25 protein-coding genes and 1 pseudogene are annotated in these 24,301 nt (G+C 69.7%); 17 read left to right on the forward strand and 9 right to left on the reverse strand.

Going from position 1 to position 24,301, the window contains the following annotated elements:
• The first annotated feature begins 92 nt into the window (after window positions 1-92).
• The 6 genes from ABGB12_RS26190 (at window position 93) to ABGB12_RS26215 (ending at window position 5,587) form a co-directional block, all read left to right on the forward strand.
• Window positions 93-650, forward strand: a complete 558-nt coding sequence (locus tag ABGB12_RS26190; protein ID WP_347682116.1) for a nuclear transport factor 2 family protein — start codon at window positions 93-95, stop codon at window positions 648-650.
• Window positions 647-1,402 (forward strand): SDR family oxidoreductase, encoded by a 756-nt coding sequence (locus ABGB12_RS26195; RefSeq protein ID WP_347682117.1) that lies wholly within the window; start codon window positions 647-649, stop codon window positions 1,400-1,402. Before ABGB12_RS26190 ends, ABGB12_RS26195 begins: the two co-directional genes overlap by 4 nt.
• A complete protein-coding gene (locus tag ABGB12_RS26200) occupies window positions 1,399-2,085 on the forward strand; it encodes a VOC family protein (RefSeq protein WP_347682118.1) in 687 nt (228 codons plus the stop codon). The genes ABGB12_RS26195 and ABGB12_RS26200 overlap by 4 nt, the downstream gene beginning before the upstream one ends.
• Window positions 2,082-3,134 carry a hypothetical protein gene (locus ABGB12_RS26205; RefSeq protein ID WP_347682119.1) on the forward strand — a complete coding sequence of 351 codons (1,053 nt, stop codon included), beginning with the start codon at window positions 2,082-2,084 and terminating at the stop codon, window positions 3,132-3,134. Before ABGB12_RS26200 ends, ABGB12_RS26205 begins: the two co-directional genes overlap by 4 nt.
• Window positions 3,131-4,720, forward strand: a complete 1,590-nt coding sequence (locus tag ABGB12_RS26210) for a long-chain-fatty-acid--CoA ligase (RefSeq protein WP_347682120.1) — start codon at window positions 3,131-3,133, stop codon at window positions 4,718-4,720. The genes ABGB12_RS26205 and ABGB12_RS26210 overlap by 4 nt, the downstream gene beginning before the upstream one ends.
• 180 nt (window positions 4,721-4,900) lie before the next feature.
• Complete coding sequence (locus ABGB12_RS26215; RefSeq protein WP_347682121.1) at window positions 4,901-5,587, forward strand: hypothetical protein; 687 nt, start codon at window positions 4,901-4,903, stop codon at window positions 5,585-5,587.
• A 50-nt stretch (window positions 5,588-5,637) separates the two neighbouring features.
• Here ABGB12_RS26215 and ABGB12_RS26220 read toward each other — a convergent pair whose 3' ends face one another.
• Genes ABGB12_RS26220 through ABGB12_RS26235 form a run of 4 tightly spaced genes read right to left on the reverse strand, consistent with a single transcriptional unit; the run spans window position 5,638 to window position 10,951 of the window.
• Window positions 5,638-7,161 (reverse strand): long-chain-fatty-acid--CoA ligase, encoded by a 1,524-nt coding sequence (locus tag ABGB12_RS26220; RefSeq protein ID WP_347682122.1) that lies wholly within the window; start codon window positions 7,159-7,161, stop codon window positions 5,638-5,640.
• 43 nt (window positions 7,162-7,204) lie between these two features.
• The gene (locus ABGB12_RS26225) at window positions 7,205-8,191 is read right to left on the reverse strand and encodes a helix-turn-helix domain-containing protein (RefSeq protein ID WP_347682123.1); all 987 of its coding nucleotides are present in this window, start codon (window positions 8,189-8,191) and stop codon (window positions 7,205-7,207) included.
• 10 nt (window positions 8,192-8,201) lie between these two features.
• Entirely contained in the window at window positions 8,202-9,713 is a 1,512-nt protein-coding gene (locus ABGB12_RS26230) for a carotenoid oxygenase family protein (RefSeq protein ID WP_347682124.1), read from the reverse strand.
• An 11-nt stretch (window positions 9,714-9,724) separates the two neighbouring features.
• Window positions 9,725-10,951 (reverse strand): acetyl-CoA acetyltransferase, encoded by a 1,227-nt coding sequence (locus ABGB12_RS26235; protein WP_347682125.1) that lies wholly within the window; start codon window positions 10,949-10,951, stop codon window positions 9,725-9,727.
• A gap of 198 nt (window positions 10,952-11,149) precedes the next feature.
• Here ABGB12_RS26235 and ABGB12_RS26240 point away from each other — a divergent pair, with 198 nt between their 5' ends.
• The 5 genes from ABGB12_RS26240 (at window position 11,150) to ABGB12_RS26260 (ending at window position 16,378) form a co-directional block, all read left to right on the forward strand.
• A complete protein-coding gene (locus ABGB12_RS26240) occupies window positions 11,150-12,358 on the forward strand; it encodes an acetyl-CoA C-acyltransferase (protein ID WP_347682126.1) in 1,209 nt (402 codons plus the stop codon).
• Window positions 12,355-13,248 (forward strand): SDR family NAD(P)-dependent oxidoreductase, encoded by an 894-nt coding sequence (locus ABGB12_RS26245; RefSeq protein ID WP_347682127.1) that lies wholly within the window; start codon window positions 12,355-12,357, stop codon window positions 13,246-13,248. Before ABGB12_RS26240 ends, ABGB12_RS26245 begins: the two co-directional genes overlap by 4 nt.
• The gene (locus ABGB12_RS26250) at window positions 13,245-14,048 is read left to right on the forward strand and encodes a DUF1295 domain-containing protein (protein ID WP_347682128.1); all 804 of its coding nucleotides are present in this window, start codon (window positions 13,245-13,247) and stop codon (window positions 14,046-14,048) included. The genes ABGB12_RS26245 and ABGB12_RS26250 overlap by 4 nt, the downstream gene beginning before the upstream one ends.
• Before the next feature lie 80 nt (window positions 14,049-14,128).
• Entirely contained in the window at window positions 14,129-15,499 is a 1,371-nt protein-coding gene (locus tag ABGB12_RS26255; protein WP_347682129.1) for a hypothetical protein, read from the forward strand.
• A gap of 99 nt (window positions 15,500-15,598) precedes the next feature.
• Window positions 15,599-16,378, forward strand: a complete 780-nt coding sequence (locus ABGB12_RS26260; RefSeq protein WP_347682130.1) for a VOC family protein — start codon at window positions 15,599-15,601, stop codon at window positions 16,376-16,378.
• A 64-nt stretch (window positions 16,379-16,442) separates the two neighbouring features.
• Here ABGB12_RS26260 and ABGB12_RS26265 read toward each other — a convergent pair.
• A pseudogene (locus ABGB12_RS26265) lies at window positions 16,443-16,895 on the reverse strand (TerD family protein); the annotation flags it as partial.
• Window positions 16,896-17,202: 307 nt separating this feature from the next.
• On the opposite strand from ABGB12_RS26265, the gene ABGB12_RS26270 reads away from it, so the two are divergent.
• The gene (locus tag ABGB12_RS26270) at window positions 17,203-17,445 is read left to right on the forward strand and encodes a hypothetical protein (RefSeq protein WP_347682131.1); all 243 of its coding nucleotides are present in this window, start codon (window positions 17,203-17,205) and stop codon (window positions 17,443-17,445) included.
• A 333-nt stretch (window positions 17,446-17,778) separates the two neighbouring features.
• On the opposite strand, the gene ABGB12_RS26275 is transcribed toward ABGB12_RS26270, so the two are convergent.
• Both ABGB12_RS26275 and ABGB12_RS26280 read right to left on the reverse strand, forming a co-directional pair.
• Window positions 17,779-18,309, reverse strand: coding sequence for a hypothetical protein (locus ABGB12_RS26275; protein WP_347682132.1), 531 nt, complete (start codon window positions 18,307-18,309; stop codon window positions 17,779-17,781).
• 162 nt (window positions 18,310-18,471) lie between these two features.
• Window positions 18,472-19,266, reverse strand: a complete 795-nt coding sequence (locus ABGB12_RS26280; RefSeq protein WP_347682133.1) for an alpha/beta fold hydrolase — start codon at window positions 19,264-19,266, stop codon at window positions 18,472-18,474.
• Between the two features lie 115 nt (window positions 19,267-19,381).
• Between ABGB12_RS26280 and ABGB12_RS26285 the strand changes: the two genes are divergently transcribed.
• Together ABGB12_RS26285 and trxA are read left to right on the forward strand one after the other, a co-directional pair.
• Window positions 19,382-19,885, forward strand: coding sequence for a MerR family transcriptional regulator (locus tag ABGB12_RS26285; protein ID WP_347682134.1), 504 nt, complete (start codon window positions 19,382-19,384; stop codon window positions 19,883-19,885).
• Window positions 19,794-20,072 carry a thioredoxin gene (gene trxA / locus ABGB12_RS26290; RefSeq protein ID WP_347682135.1) on the forward strand — a complete coding sequence of 93 codons (279 nt, stop codon included), beginning with the start codon at window positions 19,794-19,796 and terminating at the stop codon, window positions 20,070-20,072. Before ABGB12_RS26285 ends, trxA begins: the two co-directional genes overlap by 92 nt.
• A gap of 18 nt (window positions 20,073-20,090) precedes the next feature.
• On the opposite strand, the gene ABGB12_RS26295 is transcribed toward trxA, so the two are convergent.
• On the reverse strand, window positions 20,091-20,480 hold the full coding sequence (locus tag ABGB12_RS26295) for a hypothetical protein (RefSeq protein WP_347682136.1): 390 nt from the start codon (window positions 20,478-20,480) through the stop codon (window positions 20,091-20,093).
• A 216-nt stretch (window positions 20,481-20,696) separates the two neighbouring features.
• Between ABGB12_RS26295 and ABGB12_RS26300 the strand changes: the two genes are divergently transcribed.
• Window positions 20,697-21,248, forward strand: coding sequence for a hemerythrin domain-containing protein (locus ABGB12_RS26300; RefSeq protein ID WP_347682137.1), 552 nt, complete (start codon window positions 20,697-20,699; stop codon window positions 21,246-21,248).
• A 39-nt stretch (window positions 21,249-21,287) separates the two neighbouring features.
• On the opposite strand, the gene ABGB12_RS26305 is transcribed toward ABGB12_RS26300, so the two are convergent.
• Complete coding sequence (locus tag ABGB12_RS26305) at window positions 21,288-21,800, reverse strand: DinB family protein (RefSeq protein ID WP_347682138.1); 513 nt, start codon at window positions 21,798-21,800, stop codon at window positions 21,288-21,290.
• 188 nt (window positions 21,801-21,988) lie between these two features.
• Here ABGB12_RS26305 and ABGB12_RS26310 point away from each other — a divergent pair, with 188 nt between their 5' ends.
• Both ABGB12_RS26310 and ABGB12_RS26315 read left to right on the forward strand, forming a co-directional pair.
• A complete protein-coding gene (locus ABGB12_RS26310) occupies window positions 21,989-24,085 on the forward strand; it encodes a carbon starvation CstA family protein (RefSeq protein WP_347682139.1) in 2,097 nt (698 codons plus the stop codon).
• Complete coding sequence (locus tag ABGB12_RS26315; RefSeq protein ID WP_347682140.1) at window positions 24,082-24,249, forward strand: YbdD/YjiX family protein; 168 nt, start codon at window positions 24,082-24,084, stop codon at window positions 24,247-24,249. The genes ABGB12_RS26310 and ABGB12_RS26315 overlap by 4 nt, the downstream gene beginning before the upstream one ends.
• Window positions 24,250-24,301: the final 52 nt, after the last annotated feature.

Consider the following 24,301-nt stretch of genomic DNA (forward strand, 5'->3'; position numbering starts at 1 on the left):
AAAAAGAGTCACCTCGTCAACGGGTGGTCATTTCACTCTCTTAGTTGTAGCTTGACTGAGACCCGGATCACCCCACCGCCGAGGAGGCAGAGATGAGCGACCGGAACGACGCGGTAGGCGCCCTGCTCGACAAACAGGAGATCCACGAACTCCTGACCCGCTACCTGCGCGCCGTGGACCGCGGAGACGTCGAAGGCGTGCGGGCCTGCTACCTGCCCGGCGCCACCGAGGACCACGGCGGCGTCTTCACCGGCACCGCCGACGACTACGTGACGAGCGTCAGCGCCGTCGTCTCCCATCCGCGCTCGCGGACCATGCACTGCATGACGAACGTGCTGGTCGAGCTTTCGCCGAACGACCCGGACCTCGCCCAGGCGGAGTCGTACGTCACCACGTTCAGCGCCGTCCGCACCCCCGACGGGCAGCTCGGCCACTGCTTCGTCGGAGCCCGGATCATCGACCGCCTGGAGCGGCGCGACGGCCGCTGGGGGATCGCGCACCGCGCCCTCGTCTGGGACTGGTCCCATGACGCGCCGGCCACCGAGACCTGGCTCTTCGGCATGCTCATCGGCGACCCGGCCGACCTCACCCGAAGCGGGAAGTACCCGAACGACCCCGTCTACACGACCCTGAACGGAGCCGGCGAATGATCCAGATCGAGGGCGTCACCGCACTGGTGACCGGAGGCAACCGCGGCATCGGACGGGCTTTCGTCGAAGAACTGATCGCCCAGGGCGCGAACCGGGTCTACGCCGCCGCGCGCAACCCCGACGACGTCGACGCCGAACTGCGCGAACTGGGCGCGGTGCCCGTACGGCTGGACGTCACCGACCCCGAACAGGTACGGGAAGCCGCCTGGAACTGCGCGGACGTCTCGCTGCTGATCAACAACGCGGGGCTGTTCGCCGGACAACGGCTGATCAAAGCCGAGGATCCGGACGCGGCGCGCGCCGAGATGGAGGTCAACTACTTCGGGGTGCTCGCCATGACCAGGGAGTTCGCCCCGGTACTGGCCGCCAACGGAGGCGGCGCCATCGCGAACGTGCTGTCGGTGGCGGGCATGGTGCCGGCCCCCTTCATGGGCGGCTACTCCCCCTCCAAGGCCGCGGCGCTGTGGCTGAGCACGATCACGCGGGCCGAACTGGAGCCGCAGGGCACCTCGGTGACCGCGCTGATCGTCGGATCGGTCGACACCCGCATGGCCTCGCACGTGGACGGGCGGAAGGAGGACCCCCGGGACATCGCCCGCGCCGGGCTGAAGGCCGTCAAACGCGGCGAACACGTCGCCGACACCGACTGGATGGCGATCGACGCGCGGGCCCGGGTCGCCCGCGACCCCTCCGGATACGAGCGCCAGATGGCCCGGATGCTGCACGTCCCGACCCTGCGGACCGGCCGATGAGCGGGCTCGAACTCATCCAGGCATCAGCCGCCGGACACCGGCTCACCTCCCGCCCCCGCGAGGTGCTGGGACTGCCGCCCGGCTTCCCCGACCCGGCGCTGGCCGACTGGGGGATGGTCAACGAGGTCCTCAACCTGGGCCGGACATACCTGGAGTTCCTCGCTCCCTCCGGGCCTTCCTCTCCCCTGACCCGATTCCTGGCGCGCGGAGAAGGCGGATACGTCGTCGCGATCCGCGTTCCGGACACCGACGCGCTGGTCGAGCGGGCTTCACAACGCGGAGTGCGGATGGTGCACCGGCAGGAGTTCCACGGCGCGGACATCGTCCAACTCCACCCCGCCGACCTGGGCGTGATGCTCGAAGCCGACCTCCTTCCCGCAGGAAGGCACTGGCACTACGACACCTGGGACGTGCCCGAACGGCCCGATGACGCTCCGGCCGGGGATCTGATAGCGGTCGACGTCGCGGTGGACTCCCCCGAGGAGAAAGCCGGGCTGTGGGCCTTTCTGCTGGACGCCCCGCAGGCCTCCGCCACGTCCGTCCAGGTCGGCTCGGGCCTGGTGCGGTTCGTGCCCGTCGCCGGACGTCCCGGGCTCGTCGCCGTCGACCTCCGCGCTTCCGAAGCCGCCGAGCACGTGCTCTCCGGACTGACCGTCCGTTTCGTCTCCGAGGAGGATTCGTGAGCATCCGGGTGATCCAGTGGGCCACCGGCGCGATCGGCAAGACGACGCTGCGCGCCGTCCTCGACTCCCCCGAACTTCAGCTCGCGGGCCTGTTCGTCTACGGCGACCGCAAAGCCGGACGCGACGCCGGGGACATCGCCCGCCGCCCCCCGACCGGCGTCATCGCCACCCGCGACCGCGAGGAGATCCTCGCCACGCAGGCCGACCTCGTCATCCACACCCCGCGCCTGCAGGTCCCGTACGAGACGCACGACGCCGACCTGTGCGCGCTGCTCCGCTCGGGAAAGAACGTCATCACGACGGCCGGGCACCACTTCCCCCGCGCGCACGGCGGCGAACGGGAGCAGATGTTCCTGGACGCCTGCCGCGAAGGCGGAACCACGCTCTACGGCGTCGGCATCAGCCCGGGCGTGATCGGGGAACGCATCGTCCTGGCGCTCACCGGAGTGTGCCTGGAGCTGGAGCACGTCGGCATCGACGAGGTCCTGGACGCCAGCCGCGTACCGGACCCCGACTTCGTGTTCAACGTCATGGGCATGGGCTCGGACCCCGCCCGGATCGACCTGACCGCCGGCGAGCTTCCCGCCCTCTACCAGAAGCTCTACTCCGAGACCCTCCTGTTCATGGCCGAACGGATGGGGCTGCCCGTGGACCGGCTGGAACCCGACCACCACATCGAGCTCGCCACCCGCGACCTCCAGGTGCCCGCAGGCCTGATCGAGAAGGGGACGGTCGCCGCGACGGAGTGGCGCTGGCACCTGGTCAGCGAAGGACGCCGCGTCCTCAGCCTCTCGATCGTCTGGACGATGGACCCGGAACTGCCCCGCTACGCCGGACGCGACCACTGGACGGTCACCGTCACGGGCAAACCCGGCATGACCATGACCCTGAACCTCATCGAGCCGGACGAGCCCGGCAGCCGCACCACCGCCGGCCAGTACATCACCGCGGGCCCCGTGATCCGGGCGATCCCCGAGGTGCTCGCCGCACCCCCCGGCATCTTCGAGCCTCCCGTCTTCGCCCCCTTCACCTTCGGAGGCGCCCGATGACCACCCGTCTCGACGCCCACTACGCCCTGCACGCCGACGGCACCCGCGTCGAACGCCTGGCCGACATCCTGCGCCGGCGCGCCGCCGCCACGCCCGGCCTTCCGGCCGTCATCGAGACCGGCCGCACGACGACGTACGGCGAACTCGACGCACGCGCGTCGCAGGTCGCACAAGCACTGCTCTCCGACGGCGTGAAACCCGGAGACCGCGTCGCCTACATCGGCGCTAACGCACCATCGTTCCTGGAAGTCCTGTACGGCGCCGCGAAGACCGGCGCCATCGCCACGGCCGTCAACAACCGTCTTCACCCCGATGAAGTGGCTCAGGTCCTCAACGACGCCGAGCCCTCCGTACTGGTGCTCGGGGCGGGCGACGCGCGGCTCGCGCCCGCCCCGGGCACCGTCCCGTCCCTCGTCCGCGTCGTCACGCTCGACGGCGCCCCGGGCACGACGCCCTACGAGTCCTGGCTGTCCGGCCGCCCCGCCGAGGACCCGGGCGCGCTGCCCGACCCGGAGGACACCGCGCTGATCTTCTACACCTCCGGCACGACGGGCCTGCCGAAGGGCATCATGCTGAGCGGCCGCAATCTCGGCCAGGCCCTCGCCACGATGCACTACGACATCGACCTGGACGAGACGTCGGTGGCCATGGCCCCCATCCCGTACTTCCACGTCTCGGGCTTCGGCCTGGCGATGGTCGCCGCCGTCAACGGCGGCGCCCTCCTCCTGGAGTCGGCCGCCGCGCCGGAGGAGCTCCGCGACCTCCTGATCCGCCGCCGCGTCTCCCACGCGGCCCTCGTCCCGACGCTGATCCAGCGGCTGGTCGCCCTCCCCGGCATCGAGACCGAGGACTGGAGCGCCCTGAAGTACATCGTCTACGGCGCCTCGCCCATCCCCCTGCCGGTCATCCACGCCGCGTCACGCACCATCGGCTGCAAGTTCCTGCAGAGCTACGGCCTGACCGAGTCCACCGGCGGCGTCACCGTCCTGAGCCCCGAAGACCACTTCCCCGAGCCCGGAGAAGAACGCCGTCTCACGTCCGTGGGCAAGCCCATGCTCGGCGTGGACGTATGGGTGGTGCACCCCGAAACCCTCGCCGAACTCCCTCCGGGCGAACGGGGCGAGGTCGTCATCGGCGGAGGCCACGTCATGCAGGGCTACTGGCGCAACCCGGAGGCCACCGCGACGGCCCTCCTCCCCGACGGCCGACTGCGCACCGGCGACGGCGGCTCCTTCGACGAACACGGCTATCTCTACCTCCACGACCGCCTCAAGGACATGATCGTCAGCGGCGGAGAGAACGTCTACCCGGCCGAGGTCGAGAGCGTCCTGACCGCGCATCCCGCCATAGCCGAGGTCGCCGTCATAGGAGTTCCCTCCGAGAAATGGGGCGAAGTCCCCCACGCCGTAGCCGTCTTGGCCCCCGGTGCCTCCACCACCCCGGCCGACCTCGTCACCTGGGCCCGAGACCGCCTGGCCCACTTCAAATGCCCTGCCGACGTCACCTTCGTCGAAGCCCTCCCCCGCAACGCCTCCGGAAAACTCCTTAAACGCGAACTCCGCGCCTCTTACGACAAAAAGAATTAACCCGTATCCATCGCGCACGAGGCCAGGGCTCTTCTCCTTCGGGAGAACCCCGACCTCGTCACCCTCTTCTGCACCCGCCTCGGCATCAAGGTCCCCGACGGCTGCAGACCCGTCCTCGGCTCCGAGGACTGCACCATCACCACGCCTGTCGAGCTGACCCGCGACCGCACGATCAGATTCGTGTCCGAGGCCGGCGTCACCGAACTCGCCGTGTGCTGCGAGATCCAACTCCGGATCGACGAGAGCCGCCGCTGGGCCTGGCCCCTCTACCTGGCCAAACTCCGCTTCGACCTTAAATGCCCCGTCGTGCTGCTGGTCCTCACCCCGGACCCGGCCGTCCTCCGCTGGTGCGCCAAGGGCTTCCACCTCGGCCACCCCGGGCTCATCCTGTGCCCCCTCGGCATCGGCCCCGACGACATCGACCGCATCACCGACCCGGAAGAAGCCCGGAACAACCTGGAACTGGCCGTCCTGTCCGCCCTCGCCCACGGCGACACGCCGCAAGGGCTGGCGATCCTCGACACGGTCGTAGAGGCTATGAACAGCGCCGAACTCGACAAGGCCTGCTGCTACACGGAACTTCTGCTCTCAGCCCTCAAAGGCGACGGCAAACACCACCTGGAGCACCTGATGATGACCAAGGACTTCGAGTACACCAGCGACTTCGCCCTCCGCCTCATCGCCCAAGGCGAAACCCAGGGCGAGGCCAAAAGCATCCTGCTCTTCCTGAAGGCACGTGGTATCCCCGTCACTCAGCACGCCCGCGACCGCATCCGCGCCTGCACCGACCCGCAGCAGTTCGAACGCTGGATCGAGCGCGCCGCCCTCATCGAGAACATCGACGAACTCTTCGCCGAGGAGGGTTAGCGGGGTGTTCGTGTGCCGGGAGGCCGGAGGTCTCCCGGCACACGAGCGGGTCAGCCGACCTGGCGGTCGGTGTTCTCCCACCAGGGGCGGCGGAGTTCGCGCTTGAGGATCTTGCCGGAGGCGTTGCGGGGGAGGGCGTCGGCGAAGGTGACGGCGGTCGGGCACTTGAAGTGGGCGATGCGGTCGCGGAGCCAGGCGATGAGCTCCTCGCCGGTCACGTCGGGGGTGCCGGGGCGGCGGACGACGACGGCGTGCGGGGTCTCGCCCCACTTCTCGGACGGGACGCCGATGATCGCGGACTCCAGGACGGACGGGTGGGCGGCCAGGACGCTCTCGACCTCGGCCGGGTAGACGTTCTCTCCGCCGCTGACGATCATGTCCTTGAGGCGGTCCTGGAGGTAGAGGTAGCCGTCGGCGTCCATGTATCCGGCGTCGCCGGTGCGCAGCCATCCGCCGGGCAGGAACGAGTCCCCGGTGGCCTTGGGGTTGCGCCAGTAGCCCGTGGTGACGCACGGGCCGCGGACGACGACCTCGCCGACGACGTCGGGATCGGCGGTCTCGCCCGTCACGAGGTCGACCACGCGCACCTCCATGCCGGGCACGGCGTTGCCGGCCGAACGCAGGCGGCCCTTCACCGGGTTGTCGAGGCGGTGCTGGTCGGGCATCAGCATCGTCGTGACGCCGATCGTCTCGGTCAGGCCGTAGGACTGGAAGAACTCCGCCTTGAAGAGCTCCACCGCGCGGGCCAGCAGCGGCTCGGAGATCGGGGAGGCTCCGTAGACGATCTGGCGGAGCGCCGAGAAGTCGGCTTCCTTGGCGGCCGGGAGCTCGCAGAGGATCTGGATGACGGCCGGGACCATCGCGGTGTGCGTCACCTTGTGGTTCACGAGTTGGTCGAGCATGGAGAACGGCGTCGGCTCGGCCGTCTGCACCAGCGTGCCGCCGTTGTCCATCGTCACCAGGCACCATCCGGCGCCCGCGATGTGGAAGTACGGGATGGGGACGAGGCTGACGGGGTGCCCGCTCATGTCGAAGCACGCCCCGAACAGCTCCACCGCGGCGGTCAGGCCCGCGGCGGTGATCTGCACGCCCTTGGGCCGCCCGGTCGTGCCGGAGGAGTACATGAGCACCAGCAGGTCGTCTCCGGAGACCTCGCGGCGGGGGTCGACGGGCCGCCCGCCGGAGAGCCACTCCTCGTACCGCTCCCCGGTGATGATCAGGGGGACGTCCAGTCCGGTCAGCGTCTCGGCGTGCTCGGGGCCTGCGACGACCAGGGAGACCTCGGCGTCGTCCAGGATCCAGCGCATCTCGTCGCCGCTCAGCCGGAAGTTCAGCGGCACCAGCGCCACCCCGGCCTTCGCCGCGCCGAACAGCAGCTCGAAGTACTCGGTGGCGTTGCGGTTGACGTAGCCGACCCGGGAGCCGACGGGGAGGGCCGCCAGCAGGTCGGCCACCCGGTCGGAGCGCTCGGACAGCCGCCCGTAGGTGATCTCGCGGCCTTCTCCGGTGACGGCCAGGGTGTCGGGGGCCTTCGCGGCCGTGGTGCGCAGGAGGTCGGGGATGGATGACGGCATTGTCGGGGGTGCTCCTCTCCCCGCCGGGTGGCGGGCCTACGGATCAGGTGCTGTTCTCGACCAGCACCTCGGTGCCGCGCAGAACGCCGGCACAGTGGTCGCAGGTCAGCTGGACCTGCAGGTCCTGACCGCACTCTCGGTGGGTGTAGACCAGCGCGGGGCCTTCGGCGGCCCGGAACCAGCGCTGGCCCCAGTCGATCGCGGTCATGACGACCGGGTAGAACGCCCGGCCTTTGTCGGTGAACTGGTAGCTCTGCCAGTCGGCCCGTTCGGCTCCCGGCGTCTGGGTGAAGACGCCCAGCTCGCAGAAGACGCGGAGCCGGTCGGAGATGATCGTCGGCGGGGCGCCGAGCCGCTGCTCGAAGTCGCGGAACCGGTGGGCGCCCTGGAAGGCGGCGCCCAGCAGCGCCGCCGACCAGCGGTTGCCGATCAGCGCCATCGTCTCGGGGAACATGCCGGCCCCTTCGGCGGACGCCGAGCGGCGGCGGGTGGTGGCGGCCGGGACCGAGCGGCTCCAGGTGCCGCTCGGCCCGAATCCGCCGAGGACGTCACGGGCTTTGGCGGGTTTCCCGCACGCGGCGCACGTCAGCGTCGGAAGGAACGTCTGCCCACAGGTCTTGTGCACCATCCGGGGCAGGCGTTCGGGGTGCGCGGGGACCCATTGGGACTCCCACGCCCAGATCGTCAGCAGTACCGGCCACAGGTCTCGCCCGCGTTTGGTGAGGACGTACTCGAAACGTTTGGCCTTCTTCTGGTATTCGACCCGTTCGAAGATCCCCATCTCGGTGAGGACGGTGAGCCGCCGGGTGAGCACCGCGTGCGAGATGGGGAGTTCCTGCCGCCAGACCCCGTATCTGCGGACACCCAGCATCGCGTAGCGCAGGATCAGGAGGTTCCACTCGTCTCCGATGAGGCCGAGGGTCAATCCGACCGCGTTGGTGCCTCCCGCCGGAAGCCTGGTCGGCCGGTCCGGCGGGTGGACGAGCTGCTGGGTCTCCCCGGGGGACGGGGCTGACGGCGGGTTGGTCAAGGAGCGCCTTTCAGAGGCCGACTGCCGAGGCCGCGGAGTCCGCGTCCGACCAGCCGGGGATCGCCGAACCCGGGGCCCAGGTGGCGTGGGTGCCGCTGGAGATGCGCTCGGGGAGCCTGACCCGGGCGATCGGGCCGTCGGCCAGCCGGGACGCCTCGAAGATCAGGCATTCGGAACGATCTTGGTTCATGTCCATGGTCAAGGTAACAACGTATCCGTCATCCTCGCTCGTCGCCCCGACTCTGGGAGCCATCGCCGGCTCGCTGCCGTAGACGCCCTCCGGCAGCGCGCAGCGTTCCTCCGCCCCCGTCACCACGTCGTGCCGGACGAGGCCGTTGAACAGGAACCAGCCGTCCAGGCCGGTGGCGGCGTACGCATACCGGTAGGGGCGTCCGCCGTAGCGGTTGTTCATCACGCCGAACTCGGTGATGGACTCGGAGAGCCGCTCTTCCTTGCACTGGCCCGTGACGAGGTTCAGCCGCCACCTGTGCAGGCGCGTCTGCATCCGGTCGAGCGCGAGGAAGCGGAACATGCGCTGGTAGAAGCTGCCGTCGCCGGTGTCCTTGGGCTCCGGGTCGCCCTGGAAGAAGCCGTCCAGGACGATCTCGTCCCCGTCCTCGTAGGCGTTCACCCAGTGCAGGACGTACGTGGGGTCGGCCTCGAACCACTGGATCTTGCCGCCGCCCCTTCGCGGCAAGACACCCAGCCGGGTGGGGAGCTCGGGGTGGAAACGGGACGCGTACAGCCCCTTCTTCATCAACTCCGGCTCCCAGAACAGGGGGCAGTCGTTGAGGATGGCGTAGTTCTCGGTGAACGCCATGTCGTGCGGAAGGCGGGGGCCGGGCAGCGGTACTTCGACGTAGTCGACGAGCCTGTTGTCGGCGTCCACCCGGCCGTAGTGCATGAACGGCGCGTCGGTTCCGTAGTCGAAGAACAGCAGTTCGCCGTTGTTCTCGTCCACCTTGGTGTGCGCGGAGACTCCCCAGGCCGGGAAGTCACCGTTCCAGGTGGTCTTGCCGAGCGTCTCCAGGGTGAGCGGGTCGAGCCTGTAGAGGTCTCCGCACTGGTAGAAGCTGGTGAGGGCGACACCCGCGTGGACGACGACGTCCGTGCTGGAGGCGTCCTTCATGCGTCCGCGCGCGCCCCAGCCGTCCTGGCGGATCGACTTGGCCGGACGTTCGGCGATGCCGGCCCACAACGCATGGCCCGCCTCCCGTTCGGCGAGCAGCCCGTCGGTCTGCACGAAGCGGTTGCGGTAGAACGCCTTGCCGTCACGGAAACCGACGATGTGGATCATGCCGTCGCCGTCGAACGGGTGGTAGCGGCCGTCCAGGGCCGGGTGCACGGGGTTCTCGGTGTTGCGCAGGTAGACGCCGTCCAGGTCCGCCGGGATCTCGCCTTCGACTTCGAGGTCGTCGGCCTTCCATTCGGTGGTCTGGGGCCGCCACGGGCCTGTCCGGTACGGGTGGTCGTCGTCTGTAGGCAGGGTGGAGAGCACCCGTCCCAGGACTTCAACGTCCATGGTCAATCTCCTTAGTCGGTGCCGTCGGTTCCGATGACGAAGCTGACGACCGTCGTGGTGCTGCCGCCGATGTTCAGGGTCGCGAAGCGGTTCGCTCCGTCCACCTGCGTGTCGCCGGCGGTACCGGTGACCTGGCTGGACGCGTCCACCAGCATGCGCACACCGGTCGCGCCCACGGGGTGGCCGCCTCCGATGAGCCCGCCGCTGGGGTTGACGGGGATGCGTCCGTCCTTCTCCAGGTCGCCGTTCTCGACGGCCTTCCAGCTCTCACCGGGGGCTGTGATGCCGAAGTGGTCGATGGCCATGTACTCCGACATGGTGAAGCAGTCGTGCGTCTCGATGCCGTCCACTGCGTCCACGCCGGGGATCCCGGCGCGGCGGAACGCGTCCTGGACGGCGTCGCGGACGTGCGGGAGGGCGTATTCGGCGTCGCGTGAGCGGTCAAGCTTCTGCTGCAGCGGGAGGCCTGCGGTGCTGTGGCCCCAGCCCTGGATGCGGGCGAGTCCCCGCAGTTCGGGGCGCTTTTGCAGGTAGCGCTCGCTGACGAGGACGACTCCCGCGCCGCCGTCGGTGACCTGGCTGCAGTCGTGGCGGCGCAGGCGGCCTTCGACCAGCGGGTTCACCCGGTCGTCGGCGCTGAAGCTCGCCTCGGTGACCTCCCAGGCGCGGGTCTGGGCGTTGGGGTTGGCGCGGGCGTTGCGGAAGTTGAGTTCGCCGATCGCGCGCAGGTGGGCGTCGTCGATGCCGTAACGGCGGTCGTATTCGTCGGTCAGGGCGCTGAACATGTACGGCCACATGAACTTGGCGTCCTGGCCTTCGTGGCCGACCCAGGCCGCGGCGCCCAGGTGCTTGGGGGCCATGTCGCCGGGGACGGTCTTCTCCAGTTCCAGGCCGAGCACCAGCGCGACGTCGTAGCGGCCGGATTCGAGGTCGGCCATGGCGGAGAGGACGGCGATGCCGCCGGAGGCGCATGCCGCCTCGTGACGTGACGACGGGACGCCCCACAGTTCGGGGATGACCGTCGCGGGCATGCCTCCCAGCTGTCCCTGCCCGGTGAACAGCTGGCCGAAGGCGTTGCCGACGTGGATGACCTCGATGTCATCGGGTTCGAGGCCGGCGTTCTGGAGTGTCCGGGCCGTCACCTCCTCGGTGAGGTCGGAGAACTCCCCGCCGGTGCGGCCCCAGTTGCGGGCGAAGTCCGTCTGGTAGCCGCCCAGGATCGACACGGCTGCGGTCATCTCTGGTCCTCTCCTCAGCTCGCGGCCCCGGATCGGGGCCACCCTGGGTTCTTACTACAACAAAGAGAGTAAGTCGTCAATGACAACCTCTCTACCCGCCCAGCACAGCAGCGGAAAACCCGGAGATCAGGCCTTGCCCCCGCCGAGGGCGTCAAACTACATTTAAAAGAGTATCTAAACGGAGAAAGGGGACATCACATGGCCGAAGCCCTGGTTCTGGACTATGTGCGTACTGCCCGGGGCAAAGGCTCCAAGCGGGGATCACTGCACCAGGTGAGCCCGGTCGACCTGGTCGTCCGGCTCCAGCAGGCCCTGGTGGCGCGCACCGGGATCGACCCCGCCCGCGTCCAGGACGTGACCGTCGGCTCCGCCTCCCAGGTGGACGAACAGGGCGCCGACCTGGCCCGCACCGCCACCCTGCTGGCCGGATGGGGACACGGCGTCCCCGGCGGGACGATCAACCGGTTCTGCGCCTCCGGTGTCGACGCCGTCGCCCAGACGGCCGCGCGCATCCGCGCCCAGGACCTCTCCCTGGCCGTCGCGGGCGGCGTCGAGAGCGTCTCGCGCGTCCCCATGTTCAGCGACCGCGGACCGCTGTGGACCGACCCCGAGACGATCAGGCGCATCGGCTCGGTGCACATGGGCATCGCCGCGGACCTCAACGCCACCCTCGACGGGTGGACCCGCGAGGAACTCGACGCCTACGGAGTGGAGACCCAGCTCAAAGCGGCCCGGGGCTGGGACGAAGGAGTGCACGCGCGCTCCGTCGTCCCGATCGAACTGCCCGACGGGTCCCTCTTCGCCCGCGACGAGCTGATCCGCCCCGACACCAGCGCCGAATGGCTCGCCAAACTGCCGTCCGCGTTCGCCGGGCTCGGCGCCGAAGGCCAGGACGCCATCGCGCTCGCCGCCCACCCCGAAGCCGGCGAAATCGACCACCTGCACACCGTCGGCACCTCCCCCGCCCTGGCCGACGGGGCCGCGCTGCTCCTGCTCGGCTCCCCCGAGACCGCCGAGGCGCTGGGCCTGCGCCCGCGCGCCCGGATCATCGCGTCCGCCGTCGTCAGCACCGACCCCGTGATCATGCTGACGGCGGGCCAGCAGGCGGTCGAGGCCGTCATCGCCAAGGCCGGCCTGACCCCCGCCGACATCGACGTCTTCGAGTTCGCCGAGGCGTTCGCGGCGATGTGCCTCAAGTTCCGCCGCGACCTGGACGCCGGACCCGACCGCCTCAACCCCAACGGCGGCACCATCGCCATGGGCCACGCCTTCGGCGCCACCGGAGCCATCATGACCGGCGGCTGCGTGGAGGAACTGGAACGCCGCGAAGGCCGGTACGGAGTCGCCGCGGTCAGCGGCGCCGCCGGACTGGGCGTCGCGGTCCTGATCGAACGGATGAACCCTTGAGCACCTCCCTCGACGGACAGGTCGTCGTCATCTCCGGCGGCGGCCGCGGCCTCGGCCGCGCCTTCGCCCTGGACCTCGCCGCCCGCGGCGCCCGCCTCGTCATCAACAACCGCAACCGCGTCGTGGACGACCAGGGCCTCGGCCCCGCCGACCACGTCGTCGCCGAGATCAAGACGATGGGCGGCGAGGCCGTCGCCGAACACGGCGACGTGGCCGACCCCGCGACGGCGTCCAACGTCGTACGGCTGGCGCTGGACACCTGGGGACGCGTCGACGCCTGCGTCACCAGCGCCGCCGTCAGCGGCCCCGCCATGTTCCACAAGACCGCCCCCGAAGCCTTCGAGACGGTCATCCGCACCAACGTGCTGGGCAGCTCCCAGATCGCCGCGGCGTGCTCGGCCGTCATGCGCGAACAGCGCCACGGCCGCATCGTGCTCGTCTCCTCCGCCGCCGGCCTGCACGGCGAACCCACCGTCTCCGCCTACGCCGCCAGCAAGGGCGCCCTCATCGCCCTCGGCAAGACCATCGCCGTCGAAGGCGCGTCCCGCGGCGTCTTCACCAACGTCCTGCTGCCGTACGCCACCACCCAGATGACGGACGCCGGCATGGATCCCCGCTACCGCGAAGTGATGGACGCCGCCGCCGTCGCCCCCGTCGTCGCCGCCCTCGTCTCCCCTTCCAGCACGCTGAACGGGCAGGTCATCGTCGCGGCGGGCGGCGGCCTGCGCGTCGCGACGTCCGTCGAATGGGGCACCGTCCCGCTGACGGAGAACACCGACGACCCCGCCGAACTCGCCTCCCTGCTGGAGCGGAGCCGCAAGGGACCCGCCCACGAGTACCTCCACGCCCAGGACGGTTTCCAGGACTTCGCCAAGGAGCTCACGACGTGACCCTCGCCCCCCTCCTCGTCAACCTGGGCGTCACCGCCCTGGCCGTGGCGCTGACGATGCTCGCCACCATGGCCGTCGCCCTCCGCACCCGCGTCTTCAGCGCCATCGACGTGGTGTGGGGCCTCGGCTTCGTCGTCATCGCCGCGGTCTCCTACGTCACGTCCCTCCTGCAGGACGCGGGCGACTCCTCCGTACGCCTCGTCGCCCTGGCCCTCACGGCCGTCTGGGGCCTGCGCCTCGGCCTGTACATCTACAGCCGCAACCGCGGCCACGGCGAGGACCCCCGCTACGCCGCCCTGATGCGCAAGAACGAAGGCCCCGTCGTCCCCTTCGTCATCCGCAACATCTACTGGCCGCAGGGCTCGATCATGTGGATGGTCTCCCTGCCCGTGCAGTTCGCGATGTACCAGACCACCGGCGTCACCGTCCTCACCTACGCCGCCGTCGCCGTGTGGCTCGTCGGCTTCCTCTTCGAGACGGTCGGCGACGCCCAGTTGTCCCGCTTCAAGGCCGATCCCGCCAACCAGGGCAAGCTGATGGACCGTGGCCTGTGGGCCTGGACCCGCCACCCCAACTACTTCGGCGACGCCACCGTCTGGTGGGGCCTGTTCCTCCTGGCCTGCTCCCACTGGACCGGCCTCCTGACCGTCGTCGCCCCCGTCCTGATGACCCACATGCTGGTCAACAAGAGCGGCAAAGCCCTCCTGGAACGCCAGATGTCCCGCCGCCGGGGCCCCGAATACGCCGCCTACGTGGCCCGCACCAGCGGCTTCTTCCCCCGCCCTCCGCGCCGCGCCTGACCCGTCCGGGCGTCCCGCCGATCACCCGCGGGACGCCCGGACGGCGCAAAGCATCCGGCATCGCCCCTACAGTTACGTTCGTGGAACGGGCTGAGATCGTCGTGAGCAAGTCGCTGGAGCTGGACGGACTGATCCGGACCGGAGAGCTCCTGTCCCGGAAGGGCGGCATGCTGACCGTCCGGTGGGACGACGACGGCAGGGAAGAACAGGTCAGGATCAGCTCCACGACCACCTTCATGCCTCCGGGAAGCCTCCGCCACCAGGCGTTCGTCGACCCGGCCGCGCTTTCCAGGCGCCTGGGCGAGGACCCGCTCGCGCTGGTGGTCCAGCTCCTCCGCGAGAACGGCACGCGGCTCAAGGCCCCCGACATCAAGAGCCTGCTCGGCGGGTTCGGGCTCGACCCCGCCGACGTGGACAAGGCCTGGCGCCGGGTCCAGAGCAGGCTCGCCTCCCTCGAGGAGGTCGCGGTGAGCAAGGCCGGCTACCGGTGGAAGCCGCAGAGGCACCACGCCCCGGCACCTCCCGCCCAGGACGCGCCCCCCGCCCCGGAAGAAGAGCCGACGCCCGCGCCCTCCCTGCTGGACTCCGTGCTCGGCTCCTCCTCCCCCGCCGCCCTCCGCGAGCACCTGAAGACCCCTCTGGCGGTCGGTGTCCGGCTGGGCAGGCTCTCGGAGTCCGAACTCGAGCTCCTCGTGGAGTCCGCGCCGGACGGCGCCGAGCACGCCGTCCGCAGCCTGCTCCTTGCCCGCCCCGGTCACGACCAGCCCCTCGAACTGGTCGGCGGGCTCTCCCCCGCCGACGTCGACGCGGTCCTCACCCGGGCCGCGGCGGAGATCCGAGAGGACGACTCCTCCCAGCGTTCCGCGCTGTTCTTCCTGCTCACCAGGGCCCTGCGGCTGGGTGCTCTCGCCCGGACGAGCCCGCGCACCACGGTGGAGCTGCTGGCACCGATCGCGCTGAAGACCGACCTGTCGAAGGACGACCAAGCCCTGATCGCGGACGTCCTGGGCGTGCTCCAGGGGGTCTTGAGGTCGGCCTCCCACGAGGACCGGGCGGCGGTCGATCTCCGCCGTCTCGCGGCCGTCGCCGCCGCGCTCCCCTTCGCCTCCGGAGGGACGGGACGGGCCCCGTTCCTGGCCACCGTGTTCAAGATCTGGCCCGCCCAGCGGACCGACCGCGTCTGGTGGACCGGCGCCGCCCCCTCGGCCCTGAACGAGTGCGAACCCCAGCTCCGCCAGGTCTTCGAGGACCCGGACGTCAAGGACCGCGTCCTCGCCCCCCTCATGGCCAAGGAGATCGCGGACGTCGCCACCCGCCCGCACCTGACCAGGCTCCTCGGCCTCCCCGCCGCCCTCGTCGAATGCCTTCCCCCTTCGGAGGTGGCCGCGGCCCTCCGCCGCGTCTCCCACACCGACCCCTCTCTGGCCTCCTGGCTGAACGCCCTGGACTGAGCGGCCCGTCCCGCCTTGGCGATATGCATTCCACCCGCCCGGTGATCATTTACTTTGCCGGGCATAGCGTGAAATGAGCTGCCGAGGCGGGAGGAGCCCATGGTCGAGGTACGGGCGTACAGCCCGGGGACCCCGTGCTGGGCGGAGCTCGCCACCCCCGACCCGGAGGGGTCCAGGGCGTTCTACTCGGAGTTGTTCGGCTGGGCCTCCTACACCGTCTCCAGCGACCGGTTCGGCGACTATACGATCTTCACCCTCGGAGACGTCCAGGGCCCGATGGTGAGCGGCCTCATCGGGCTGGCCGACGAGTCGGAGAGGCCGTCATGGACGTGCTACTTCGCCACCGACGACGTGGACGCGACCGTCGAGGCGGCGCGCTCCGCGGGCGGCCAGGTGTACCTGGAAGGCACCGACATGGGCCACACGGGCCGGACGGCGATGCTGACCGACCCGGAAGGGGCCGAGTTCAGCCTCTGGCAGGCCTACGAACTGATCGGCGCCGAGGTGTCCGGCGCGCCCGGGACGATGTGCTGGGTGGAACTGGCCTGCCGCGACCTCCGGACGGCCCTCCGTTTCTACGACACGGTCTTCGGCTGGAAGGGTGTCAGCCGCCCCCGCGGCGACTTCCCCTACACCGACTGGGAACTCTCCCAGCGCCCTGTAGCCGGCATGGTCCTGATGGACGAACGGTGGCCCGCCCACTACCCGCCCCACTGGAGCCCCTACTTCGCCGTCGCCGACTGCGACGCCTCCGCCGCCAGGGCGGTCGATCTGGGCGCCCGGATCCAGCTCCCGCCCGTCGACACCGAGATCGGCCGCTTCGCGATGCTGACCGACCCGAACGACGCCCGCCTGGCCGTCCTCGCCCCGCCCGGGTGATCGGCTTCAGGACCGGATCGATGATCGGATTCCTCACCCGCCCCCTGTAGCCGGATCTCAGGGATCAGGCGATGGTGACGCCGTGGGCCTGGGCCAGCGCGGCGAGGCCCGCGGGCCAGCCTTGGCCGACGGAACGGAGGTTCCAGGCCGGACGACCACCGACGGTGTGCCGGTAGAACTCGGCGACGACCACGGCGCGGGCGTTCGGATCCGGGAACACCGGAAGGGTCCAGAAGCCGGTGGCGGAGCGGAGTTGCAGGCCCGCGTGGGTGAAAGCGGCGCAGGTGAGACCTCGGGCGGCGTCCACACTGACCGACAGGATGACATGGTGCAGGTGAGAGGGCAGCGCCGCCAGGTGGAACTCCACCCGTTCGACGGTGTAGTGGCCCTCCGAGGCTTTGCCGAGCAGGCGGACCGCGCCTTGGGCCGCGGCGGGCTGATTGTAGAAGACGAAGTCCGTGTCGCCGGTCACCCGATGATCGGTGCCGGTGAGCAGGATGCTGAGATCGGCGTCGGTACCGGCGAAACCGAAGGGTGGCGATGACGTTGGAGCCCATGCTGGTGAGCCACCAGAGGACCCGGTCGCGTTTCGTGAGGTTCTTCAACGTCGGGCGTCCGCCGGGCGTGAGGCCGGGCATCTGGTCGGGCAGGGTGTCCAGGTCCTGCTGGCGCATCAGGACGGACAGCACGCCGTCCCGTACTCCCACGGCGCATCCGGCCGCCGGGTTGTCGGCGAAAGCGGCGTCGACCGCCTCGCAGACGGTCTCCTCGTCGTTGGCGGTGAGGTCCTGCCACCACTGCGCCGCGGACACGCGGAGCCGCTGGTGGATCTGCGCGAGCCGGGCCTGTTCCGCGTCGAGGTAGGCGGACGCGTCCTGCTGGGCCCGTTGACGTGCCGCCGCACGTTCCGCTCGGGCGAACACGCCGATTCCCTGAAGGTGGAAGGCGGATGCCTCCGCCAGGACCTGCTCCGGGTGGAGGGCGGGCGGCGGAGGGATCACGGGAGGCCGCGCGGGCGGGAATTCCTGGAGATGCACGCTGGTCGTCTGCCGCCGCAACTCCTGTAGCCGCGCGATCAGCGCGTCTTTTTCGGCTTCCTGCTGCGCTCGTTCCGCGGCCCGTCTAGCCCGCTCCAGTTGCGCGGCGGACGGCCCGGCCGAACGTCTGCGCGGCGCGTTACGCCGTCCTCCGCTCAGCGAGGTCGACGCGTAGAACGGCCCCATCCCGCTGGAGAGCCGGGTACCGCCGGATCCCACGCTGAGCCGCGCGATACGCGGCCCGGCGGACGCGCGGACGCCCCGTGTCGAGACCCGCACGCTCAGCCCGGGCATACCCACCCGGAATCCGAAACCCATCCGGCTTCCCCTCTCTCTCCTGACCTTCTGTCGCCTTTCAGGGCCTCAGGAGCAGCTTCCTTCCTTCTTTCTCCGAGCAGCCAGTTGTTCCAGGGTGAGGCCCTTGCGGTAGTCGGCGAAGAAGTCGTCCTCCGGCATCCATTTCCAGGCGCCGTCCTCGTACACGAACGTGTAGGAGTCGAGGTGGGTGATGTTGAGGACGGGCAGGGTCCGGGAGGCTCTGACCTTCGCGGTCGCCTTGTCCTCGGCCAGCTTCACGGACTTGATCTCGAAGGGGACGCCTTCGGCGATCGGGACGCAGGCGGCGTGCAGTCCCACGTAGTAGTCCCGGGGGACGACCTCCTTCGCCTTCTTCGTCCAGGTGTCCCAGGAGTCGCCGTACTCGCCCGCGGAATAGGAGTCGAAGGTCTCGGCCGCGGCCTCCTCGGCCGCTGCGGCGGTCTGCGGCTGGGCCGTCGGGGACGGCTCTTCGGCGACCACGGGATTCGAGGCGGGCGGCGCGGAGACGACGGTCTCTTCGGAGGAGCCGCACCCGGCCAGGAGTAGCAGCAGGGCCAATGACGAGGGAACACGCATGAGGGTCTCCGAGCAGCGGGGGATCCGGGCTCGCCCGACCTACTCGGAGAGCCCTCATGCGTAAACTAGCATGCTTTAATAAATGACTGTGTATCCAGCTTTCAAAGCCAAACGATGGTCGGCCTCCGGCGCGGCCCCGCATCGCCCCTCCCCGTCCTGTCCTCACTCGGTGTCCAGGGTCTGGAGGAAGTGCTCGATCGCCCGGTGCCACTCGTCGGGGCGTTCGGCGCCGATCAGGTGGCCGGAGTCGATGGAGACGCCTCGCGCGCCGGGGATGGCGTCGAGGAGTTCCGCCGAGTGGGCGGGGGCGACCAGGGTGTCGGCGGTGGTCGCGACGACCAGGGTCGGGACCGCGATGCGCGGGAGGTCGGCCCGGACGTCGATGCGCTGGACGAGGTCGACCTGGTCCGGAGCTCCGGGCGGGGGCGGGGTGCGCAGCGTCTCGACGAGACGGGCGTAGTCGTCGGACGACAAGGCGGACAGGCCGGCTTCGCTGCCGCAGAAGAACGCCAGGAAATGCGCCAGCGACTCCTGGTCCCCTCGTGCCAGAAGCCCCGCCCACAGGGCGCCGGCCGACTGCATGGAGGTCCTGGCGTGAGCGAAGCCTGCGGTGAGGGCCAGCGCCCGTACGCGCTCGGGGTGGCGGGCCGCCGCTCGGATCGTGAGAGGGACGCCCAGCGAGTAGCCGAGCATGGCGAACGACGCCAGCCCCGCGTCGACGGCGGTCGCCACGAGCCTGTCGGCCAGGTCGTCGGCCGACAGCGGGGTCGCGGCGCGCGGAGCGGGCCCGGTGCCCGGGTAGTAGGGGGCGACCACCGTGTGGCGGCGCGCGAGGTCGTCGATGAAGGGGAAGTTCAGTTCGGGGCTTCCTCCCGCGCCGTGGGCGAGGAGGAGGCCGGGGCCGGTGCCCTTGACCAGAGCGGGAAGGGGTTCGGCAGCGAGATCGTTCGTCCTCATGGCGCAGGACGCTAAACCCTGACATCAATGTGAGAGTCAAGCCCCGTTCCGGGGTTGACCTTGACGCCGGTGTCAAGGGTTAGCGTCGGTGACGGCCGTCGGCTGGGAGGGGTTCATGCGGATCGGAGAGCTGGCCGCGCGGGTCGGGGTGAGCACCCGGGCGCTGCGGTACTACGAGCAGCAGGGGCTGATCTCGGCGCGGCGTGACACGAACGGGTACCGGGAGTACGACGAGTCCGACGTGCGGCTGGTCGTGGAGATCCGGTCGCTGCTCGCCTCGGGGTTCTCCCTGGAGGACGCCCGGCCGTTCGTGGAGTGCCTGCGCGCCGGGAACGAGGCGGGCGGCTCCTGCCCGGAGTCCGTCGCCGTCTACCGGCGCAAGCTCGCGGAGATCGACGCCGAGATCCGCGCCCTGATCAGACGCAGGGCCGAACTGACCGAGCAGCTGGCGGGCGTGTGCCCCGGCTGCGTCCTGTCCCCGAAGGAGAGACATGATCACGTTGACGACGGAGAACTTCGAAGAGCAGGTGCTCCGCGCAGACAAGCCGGTACTGGTCGATTTCTGGGCGGACTGGTGCCCGCCCTGCAAGATGATCGCCCCGATCCTGGAACAGCTTGAGGCCGAGCTCGGCGACCGCCTCACCATCGCCAAGATCAACGGCGACGACCACCCCGAGATCACCCGCCGCTACGGCATCCTCGGCTTCCCCACCCTCAACCTGTACCGGGACGGCGAGGTCGTCCACCAGATCGTCGGCGCCAAGCCCAAGCGCCTCCTGATGGCCGAACTGGACGGCCGCATCTGAGCCCGTCGCGTCGGCCCGTCACCTCAGGGTCTTGGGCTCGTAGGCCAGCAGCGCCCAGATGATGACCACGTCGAGGACGATGATGAGGATCGCCCACCACGGGTAGTAGGGGATGAAGAAGAACTGGGCGAGCGCCTGGAGCACCACCACCACGAGGGTGGGCCAGCGCGCCCAGCTCTGCCCGGTCAGCAGGGCGATGCCGACCACCACGACCAGCGCTCCGAGGAGCAGGTGGATCCAGCCCCACGCGGTGGTGTCGAACTCGTAGATATAATTCGGAGTGAGAACGAAGAATTCGCTTTTGAGGATGGCGGCGAGTCCGGCGAAGATCCCCCAGAGCCCGTTGATGATCAAAAGAATCGCGGCGAAGAGCACGAATCCCGTCGCCGTGGACTGACGTCCGTTCACCTGGTCTCCTTGAATCCGGTTTCTCGTGGTCTTCACGATTTCCCCACCCCCCACCGGCTCTGACCTCGGCCCGGGCGATCTTTGCCTCGGACCGAGGGATATTTGTGACGACCCCGAGGATGAGCCTTTGACTCAGTAGTGACCGTTGTCACCGTGGTTTGACGGTTCGCGGGGGTACGGCGAATGACGTACCCGTATGAAGCGAAAGGAGCGAGCATGACCACGCAGGCTCGAGAAGATGTGGTCGATCTGCTGCTGAAGCAGCATGACGAGATCCGTTCACTGCTCGACACCGTCGAGAAGAGCAGCGGCGAACGGCGGAAGCAGAAGTTCGACGAGCTGCGACGCCTTCTCGCGGTGCACGAGACCGCGGAGGAGGAGGTCGTCCACCCCTACGCGCGCCGGAAGTTCGGCGGAGGCGACGCCGTGAACGAGCTCCTCGACGAGGAAGAGCAGGGCAAGCGGTTCCTCCAGCGGCTGGAGGAGGTCGACACGGGTTCGTCGGACTTCCTGCCGCTGTTCCGTGAACTGAGGGCCTCCATCGAGGCCCACGCGCAGCACGAGGAGCGGTCGGAGTTCCCGCAGCTGCGCATCAAGGGCTCCGAGAAGGAGCTCACCGGCATGGCCACGCTGGTCAAGGCCGCTGAGGCCGTCGCGCCCACGCACCCGCACCCGGGCGTCGAGAGCCAGACCAAGAACCTCGCCCTGGGCCCGCTGGCCGCGGTCGTCGACCGCGCCCGGGACGCGATCCACAAGGCGCGCGGCTGAGCCGCCGTTCAGGGGCGGGGCCCTCGGGGGGCTCCGCCCCTATGCGTGCGTCCGCTCGTAGATCCCCCGGATGTAAGCGGCCTGCCCGACGTGCTGGAGGTCGTCTTCGATGACGCTGACGAGCCGGACGGCCATCGTGACGGGCGGGTCCCAGTTCTCGTCGACGATCCGTGCCAGTTCGGGCTCCTTCACGGACTGGACGAAGTCCTCCGTCTGGGCGTGGACGGCGTCGTGGTAGCCCAGCAGCGTCTCCGCTTCGGCCTTGACGGAGGCCACCTGCTCGGACGTGTGCCCGTATCCGGTGTCGTACGGCTCCAGCGGAAGGCGGAACCGTTCCGCCCAGCCTCCGGACGTCCAGATCTGCTCGGTCCCGATGATCTCCGAGACGTGGTCGTCCTGCACTCGGGTGAGATGCCAGATCAGCCACGCGATCGAGTTCGCCTCCTCCTCCGGACGGTAGGTCAATGCCGCCGTGTCGAGCCCCTTGACGGTGGCGTGCACGCTCTCCCGGACTCGTCCGAAAGCGTCGACGAGTAGATCCGCGCTGGTCATCGGCTGGCTCCTCCTGGCTTTCGGCTCCCGAAGACGATGCCTTCCCGGTCGGCGGTACCCGCACACATGGCCACCGCGCACCCATTTCGGATGCGGCTCCTCGGGTTCGTCCACAGCCGTCACCATCTCTTGACTCTCTGTGATGTCATGAGATCAGTGACACGGATCGCTTCGAGAGGAGGCCCGTTATGCGGCAGAAAGTGATCTGGATCCTGGTCTCCGCGGTCGGTGCCCTGGCCTGGACGGTGCTCGCCCTGGCCCGGGGCGAGCACGTGTCCGCGGCCTGGATCCTGTTCGCGGCGCTCGCCTCCTACGCCATCGCCTACCGGTTCTACGCGCGGTTCATCGTCCACCGGGTGCTGCGGGTGGACGACACCCGCGCCACCCCGGCCGAGTTGAAGAACAACGGCATCGACTTCCACCCGACGGACCGGCGCGTCCTGTTCGGCCACCACTTCGCCGCGATCGCCGGGGCCGGCCCCCTGGTCGGGCCGGTCCTGGCCGCCCAGTGGGGCTACCTGCCCGGCACCCTGTGGATCATCCTCGGCGTCATCTTCGCGGGCGCCGTCCAGGACCTGGTGGTGTTGTTCTTCTCGATGCGCCGCAGCGGCCGCAGCCTCGGCCAGATGGCCAGGGACGAGATCGGCCCCGTCGGCGGCGTCGCGGCGCTCGTCGGCGCCCTCTCCATCATGGTCATCCTGCTGGCGGTGCTCGCCCTGGTGGTGGTGAACGCCCTCGCGAACTCCCCCTGGGGCACGTTCTCCATCGCGATGACCATCCCGATCGCCCTGTTCATGGGCTTCTACCTGCGCTACCTCCGGTTCGGCAAGGTCATGGAGGTCTCCGTCATCGGGGCGGTGCTGCTGGTCCTGGCGGTCGTCTCCGGCAGGTGGGTCGCCGAGTCCGGCTGGGCCGACGCGTTCACCTGGTCCCCCGAGACGCTGACCCTGGCCCTCGTCGGGTACGGCTTCGTCGCCTCGGTGCTTCCGGTGTGGATGCTGCTGGCCCCCCGCGACTACCTCAGCGCGTTCATGAAGGTCGGCGTCGTCGTGATGCTCGCCGTCGGCATCGTTGCGGCCCTGCCGGACCTGCGCACCCCGGCGTTCACGTCCTTCGCCTGGAACGGCGACGGGCCCGTCGTGGCGGGCGCGCTGTTCCCGTTCGTCTTCATCACGATCGCGTGCGGCGCGCTGTCGGGCTTCCACGCCCTGGTCGCCAGCGGCACCACCCCGAAGCTGGTGGAGAAGGAGTCCCAGATCCGGGTCATCGGCTACGGGGGCATGCTCACCGAGTCCTTCGTCGCGATCATGGCGTTGATCGCCGCGTGCATCATCGACCCCGGCCTGTACTACGCGATGAACATGCCGGCCACGGCCCTCGGCCCCACCCTGGAGTCGGCCTCCCGGGCCGTCACGGACCTCGGCTTCACCGTCACGCCCGACCAGCTGGCCGCCACCGCGGCGTCCGTCGGCGAGAGCACCCTCGTCGCCCGGACGGGCGGCGCCCCCACCCTGGCGGTGGGCATCGCCGAGATCCTCGCGTCGGTCGTCGGCAGCAAGGCGTTCTGGTACCACTTCGCGGTGATGTTCGAGGCCCTGTTCATCCTGACGACCGTCGACGCGGGCACCCGGATCGGCCGTTTCATGCTCCAGGACACCATCGGCAACGTGTGGAAGAAGTTCGGCGACATCAGCTGGAAGCCCGGCCTCTACCTCTCCAGCGCGGCCGTCGTCGGGGCCTGGGGCTACTTCCTGTGGGCCGGCGTCAAAGACCCTCTGGGCGGCATCAACCAGCTGTTCCCCCTGTTCGGGATCTCCAACCAGCTGCTCGCCGCCATCGCCCTGATCGTCTGCACGACGCTGCTGATCAAGACGGGCCGCGCCAGGTACGCCTGGGTGACGATCATCCCGCTCGCCTGGGACATCGCCGTGACGCTCACCGCCTCATGGCAGAAGGTGTTCTCCAGCGACCCGAAGATCGGCTTCTTCGCCCAGCGCAACCTCTACCAGGACGCGCTCGACGCGGGGAAGACCTCCCTGGGCAACGCCAAGTCCGTCGACGCGATGGAGCGGGTCGTGTTGAACTCCACGGTCGACGGCGTGCTGGCGGCGTTCTTCGCCCTGCTCGTCATCATCATCCTCGTCGACGCCATCCGGGTCTGGGTCTTCTCACTGCGCCGCCGGGTGAAGACCACCGAGGATCCGTACATCGAGTCCGAGCTGTGGGCTCCGTCCGGGCTGATCGCCACCGCCGACGAGCGCCGGCGGATGAAGGCGCCGTCATGAACTGGCGTTCCTTCTGGAAGCTGCTCCGCGAACTCACCGGGGACCGCGCGTACGAGCAGTACCTGGAGCACCGCGCCGCCGCCCATCCGGGTGAGCCGGTGCTGCCGGAGAAGGAGTTCTGGCGCCTGCGCACGGACTTCCGCCCGCCTTCCGGCTGCTGCTGAGCCGCGTTCGCGTCCCCTTTCCCGTGGTCTTCTAGCTCTTGCGCGGTAGTGC

The sequence above is a fragment of the Actinocorallia sp. B10E7 genome, assembly GCF_039871655.1.
GTDB lineage: Bacteria > Actinomycetota > Actinomycetes > Streptosporangiales > Streptosporangiaceae > Actinocorallia.

What these genes read in the sequence shown, in the direction of transcription:
- ABGB12_RS26210 (WP_347682120.1), top strand. Translation starts at nt 3,131, where the DNA reads ATGACCACCCGTCTCGACGCCCACTACGCCCTGCACGCCGACGGCACC.
- ABGB12_RS26220 (WP_347682122.1), bottom strand. Translation starts at nt 7,161, where the DNA reads ATGCCGTCATCCATCCCCGACCTCCTGCGCACCACGGCCGCGAAGGCC.
- ABGB12_RS26235 (WP_347682125.1), bottom strand. Translation starts at nt 10,951, where the DNA reads ATGACCGCAGCCGTGTCGATCCTGGGCGGCTACCAGACGGACTTCGCC.
- ABGB12_RS26190 (WP_347682116.1), top strand. Translation starts at nt 93, where the DNA reads ATGAGCGACCGGAACGACGCGGTAGGCGCCCTGCTCGACAAACAGGAG.
- ABGB12_RS26230 (WP_347682124.1), bottom strand. Translation starts at nt 9,713, where the DNA reads ATGGACGTTGAAGTCCTGGGACGGGTGCTCTCCACCCTGCCTACAGAC.
- ABGB12_RS26285 (WP_347682134.1), top strand. Translation starts at nt 19,382, where the DNA reads ATGCGGATCGGAGAGCTGGCCGCGCGGGTCGGGGTGAGCACCCGGGCG.
- ABGB12_RS26260 (WP_347682130.1), top strand. Translation starts at nt 15,599, where the DNA reads ATGGTCGAGGTACGGGCGTACAGCCCGGGGACCCCGTGCTGGGCGGAG.
- ABGB12_RS26305 (WP_347682138.1), bottom strand. Translation starts at nt 21,800, where the DNA reads ATGACCAGCGCGGATCTACTCGTCGACGCTTTCGGACGAGTCCGGGAG.
- ABGB12_RS26200 (WP_347682118.1), top strand. Translation starts at nt 1,399, where the DNA reads ATGAGCGGGCTCGAACTCATCCAGGCATCAGCCGCCGGACACCGGCTC.
- ABGB12_RS26275 (WP_347682132.1), bottom strand. Translation starts at nt 18,309, where the DNA reads ATGCGTGTTCCCTCGTCATTGGCCCTGCTGCTACTCCTGGCCGGGTGC.
- ABGB12_RS26300 (WP_347682137.1), top strand. Translation starts at nt 20,697, where the DNA reads ATGACCACGCAGGCTCGAGAAGATGTGGTCGATCTGCTGCTGAAGCAG.
- ABGB12_RS26315 (WP_347682140.1), top strand. Translation starts at nt 24,082, where the DNA reads ATGAACTGGCGTTCCTTCTGGAAGCTGCTCCGCGAACTCACCGGGGAC.
- ABGB12_RS26280 (WP_347682133.1), bottom strand. Translation starts at nt 19,266, where the DNA reads ATGAGGACGAACGATCTCGCTGCCGAACCCCTTCCCGCTCTGGTCAAG.
- ABGB12_RS26310 (WP_347682139.1), top strand. Translation starts at nt 21,989, where the DNA reads ATGCGGCAGAAAGTGATCTGGATCCTGGTCTCCGCGGTCGGTGCCCTG.
- ABGB12_RS26195 (WP_347682117.1), top strand. Translation starts at nt 647, where the DNA reads ATGATCCAGATCGAGGGCGTCACCGCACTGGTGACCGGAGGCAACCGC.
- ABGB12_RS26240 (WP_347682126.1), top strand. Translation starts at nt 11,150, where the DNA reads ATGGCCGAAGCCCTGGTTCTGGACTATGTGCGTACTGCCCGGGGCAAA.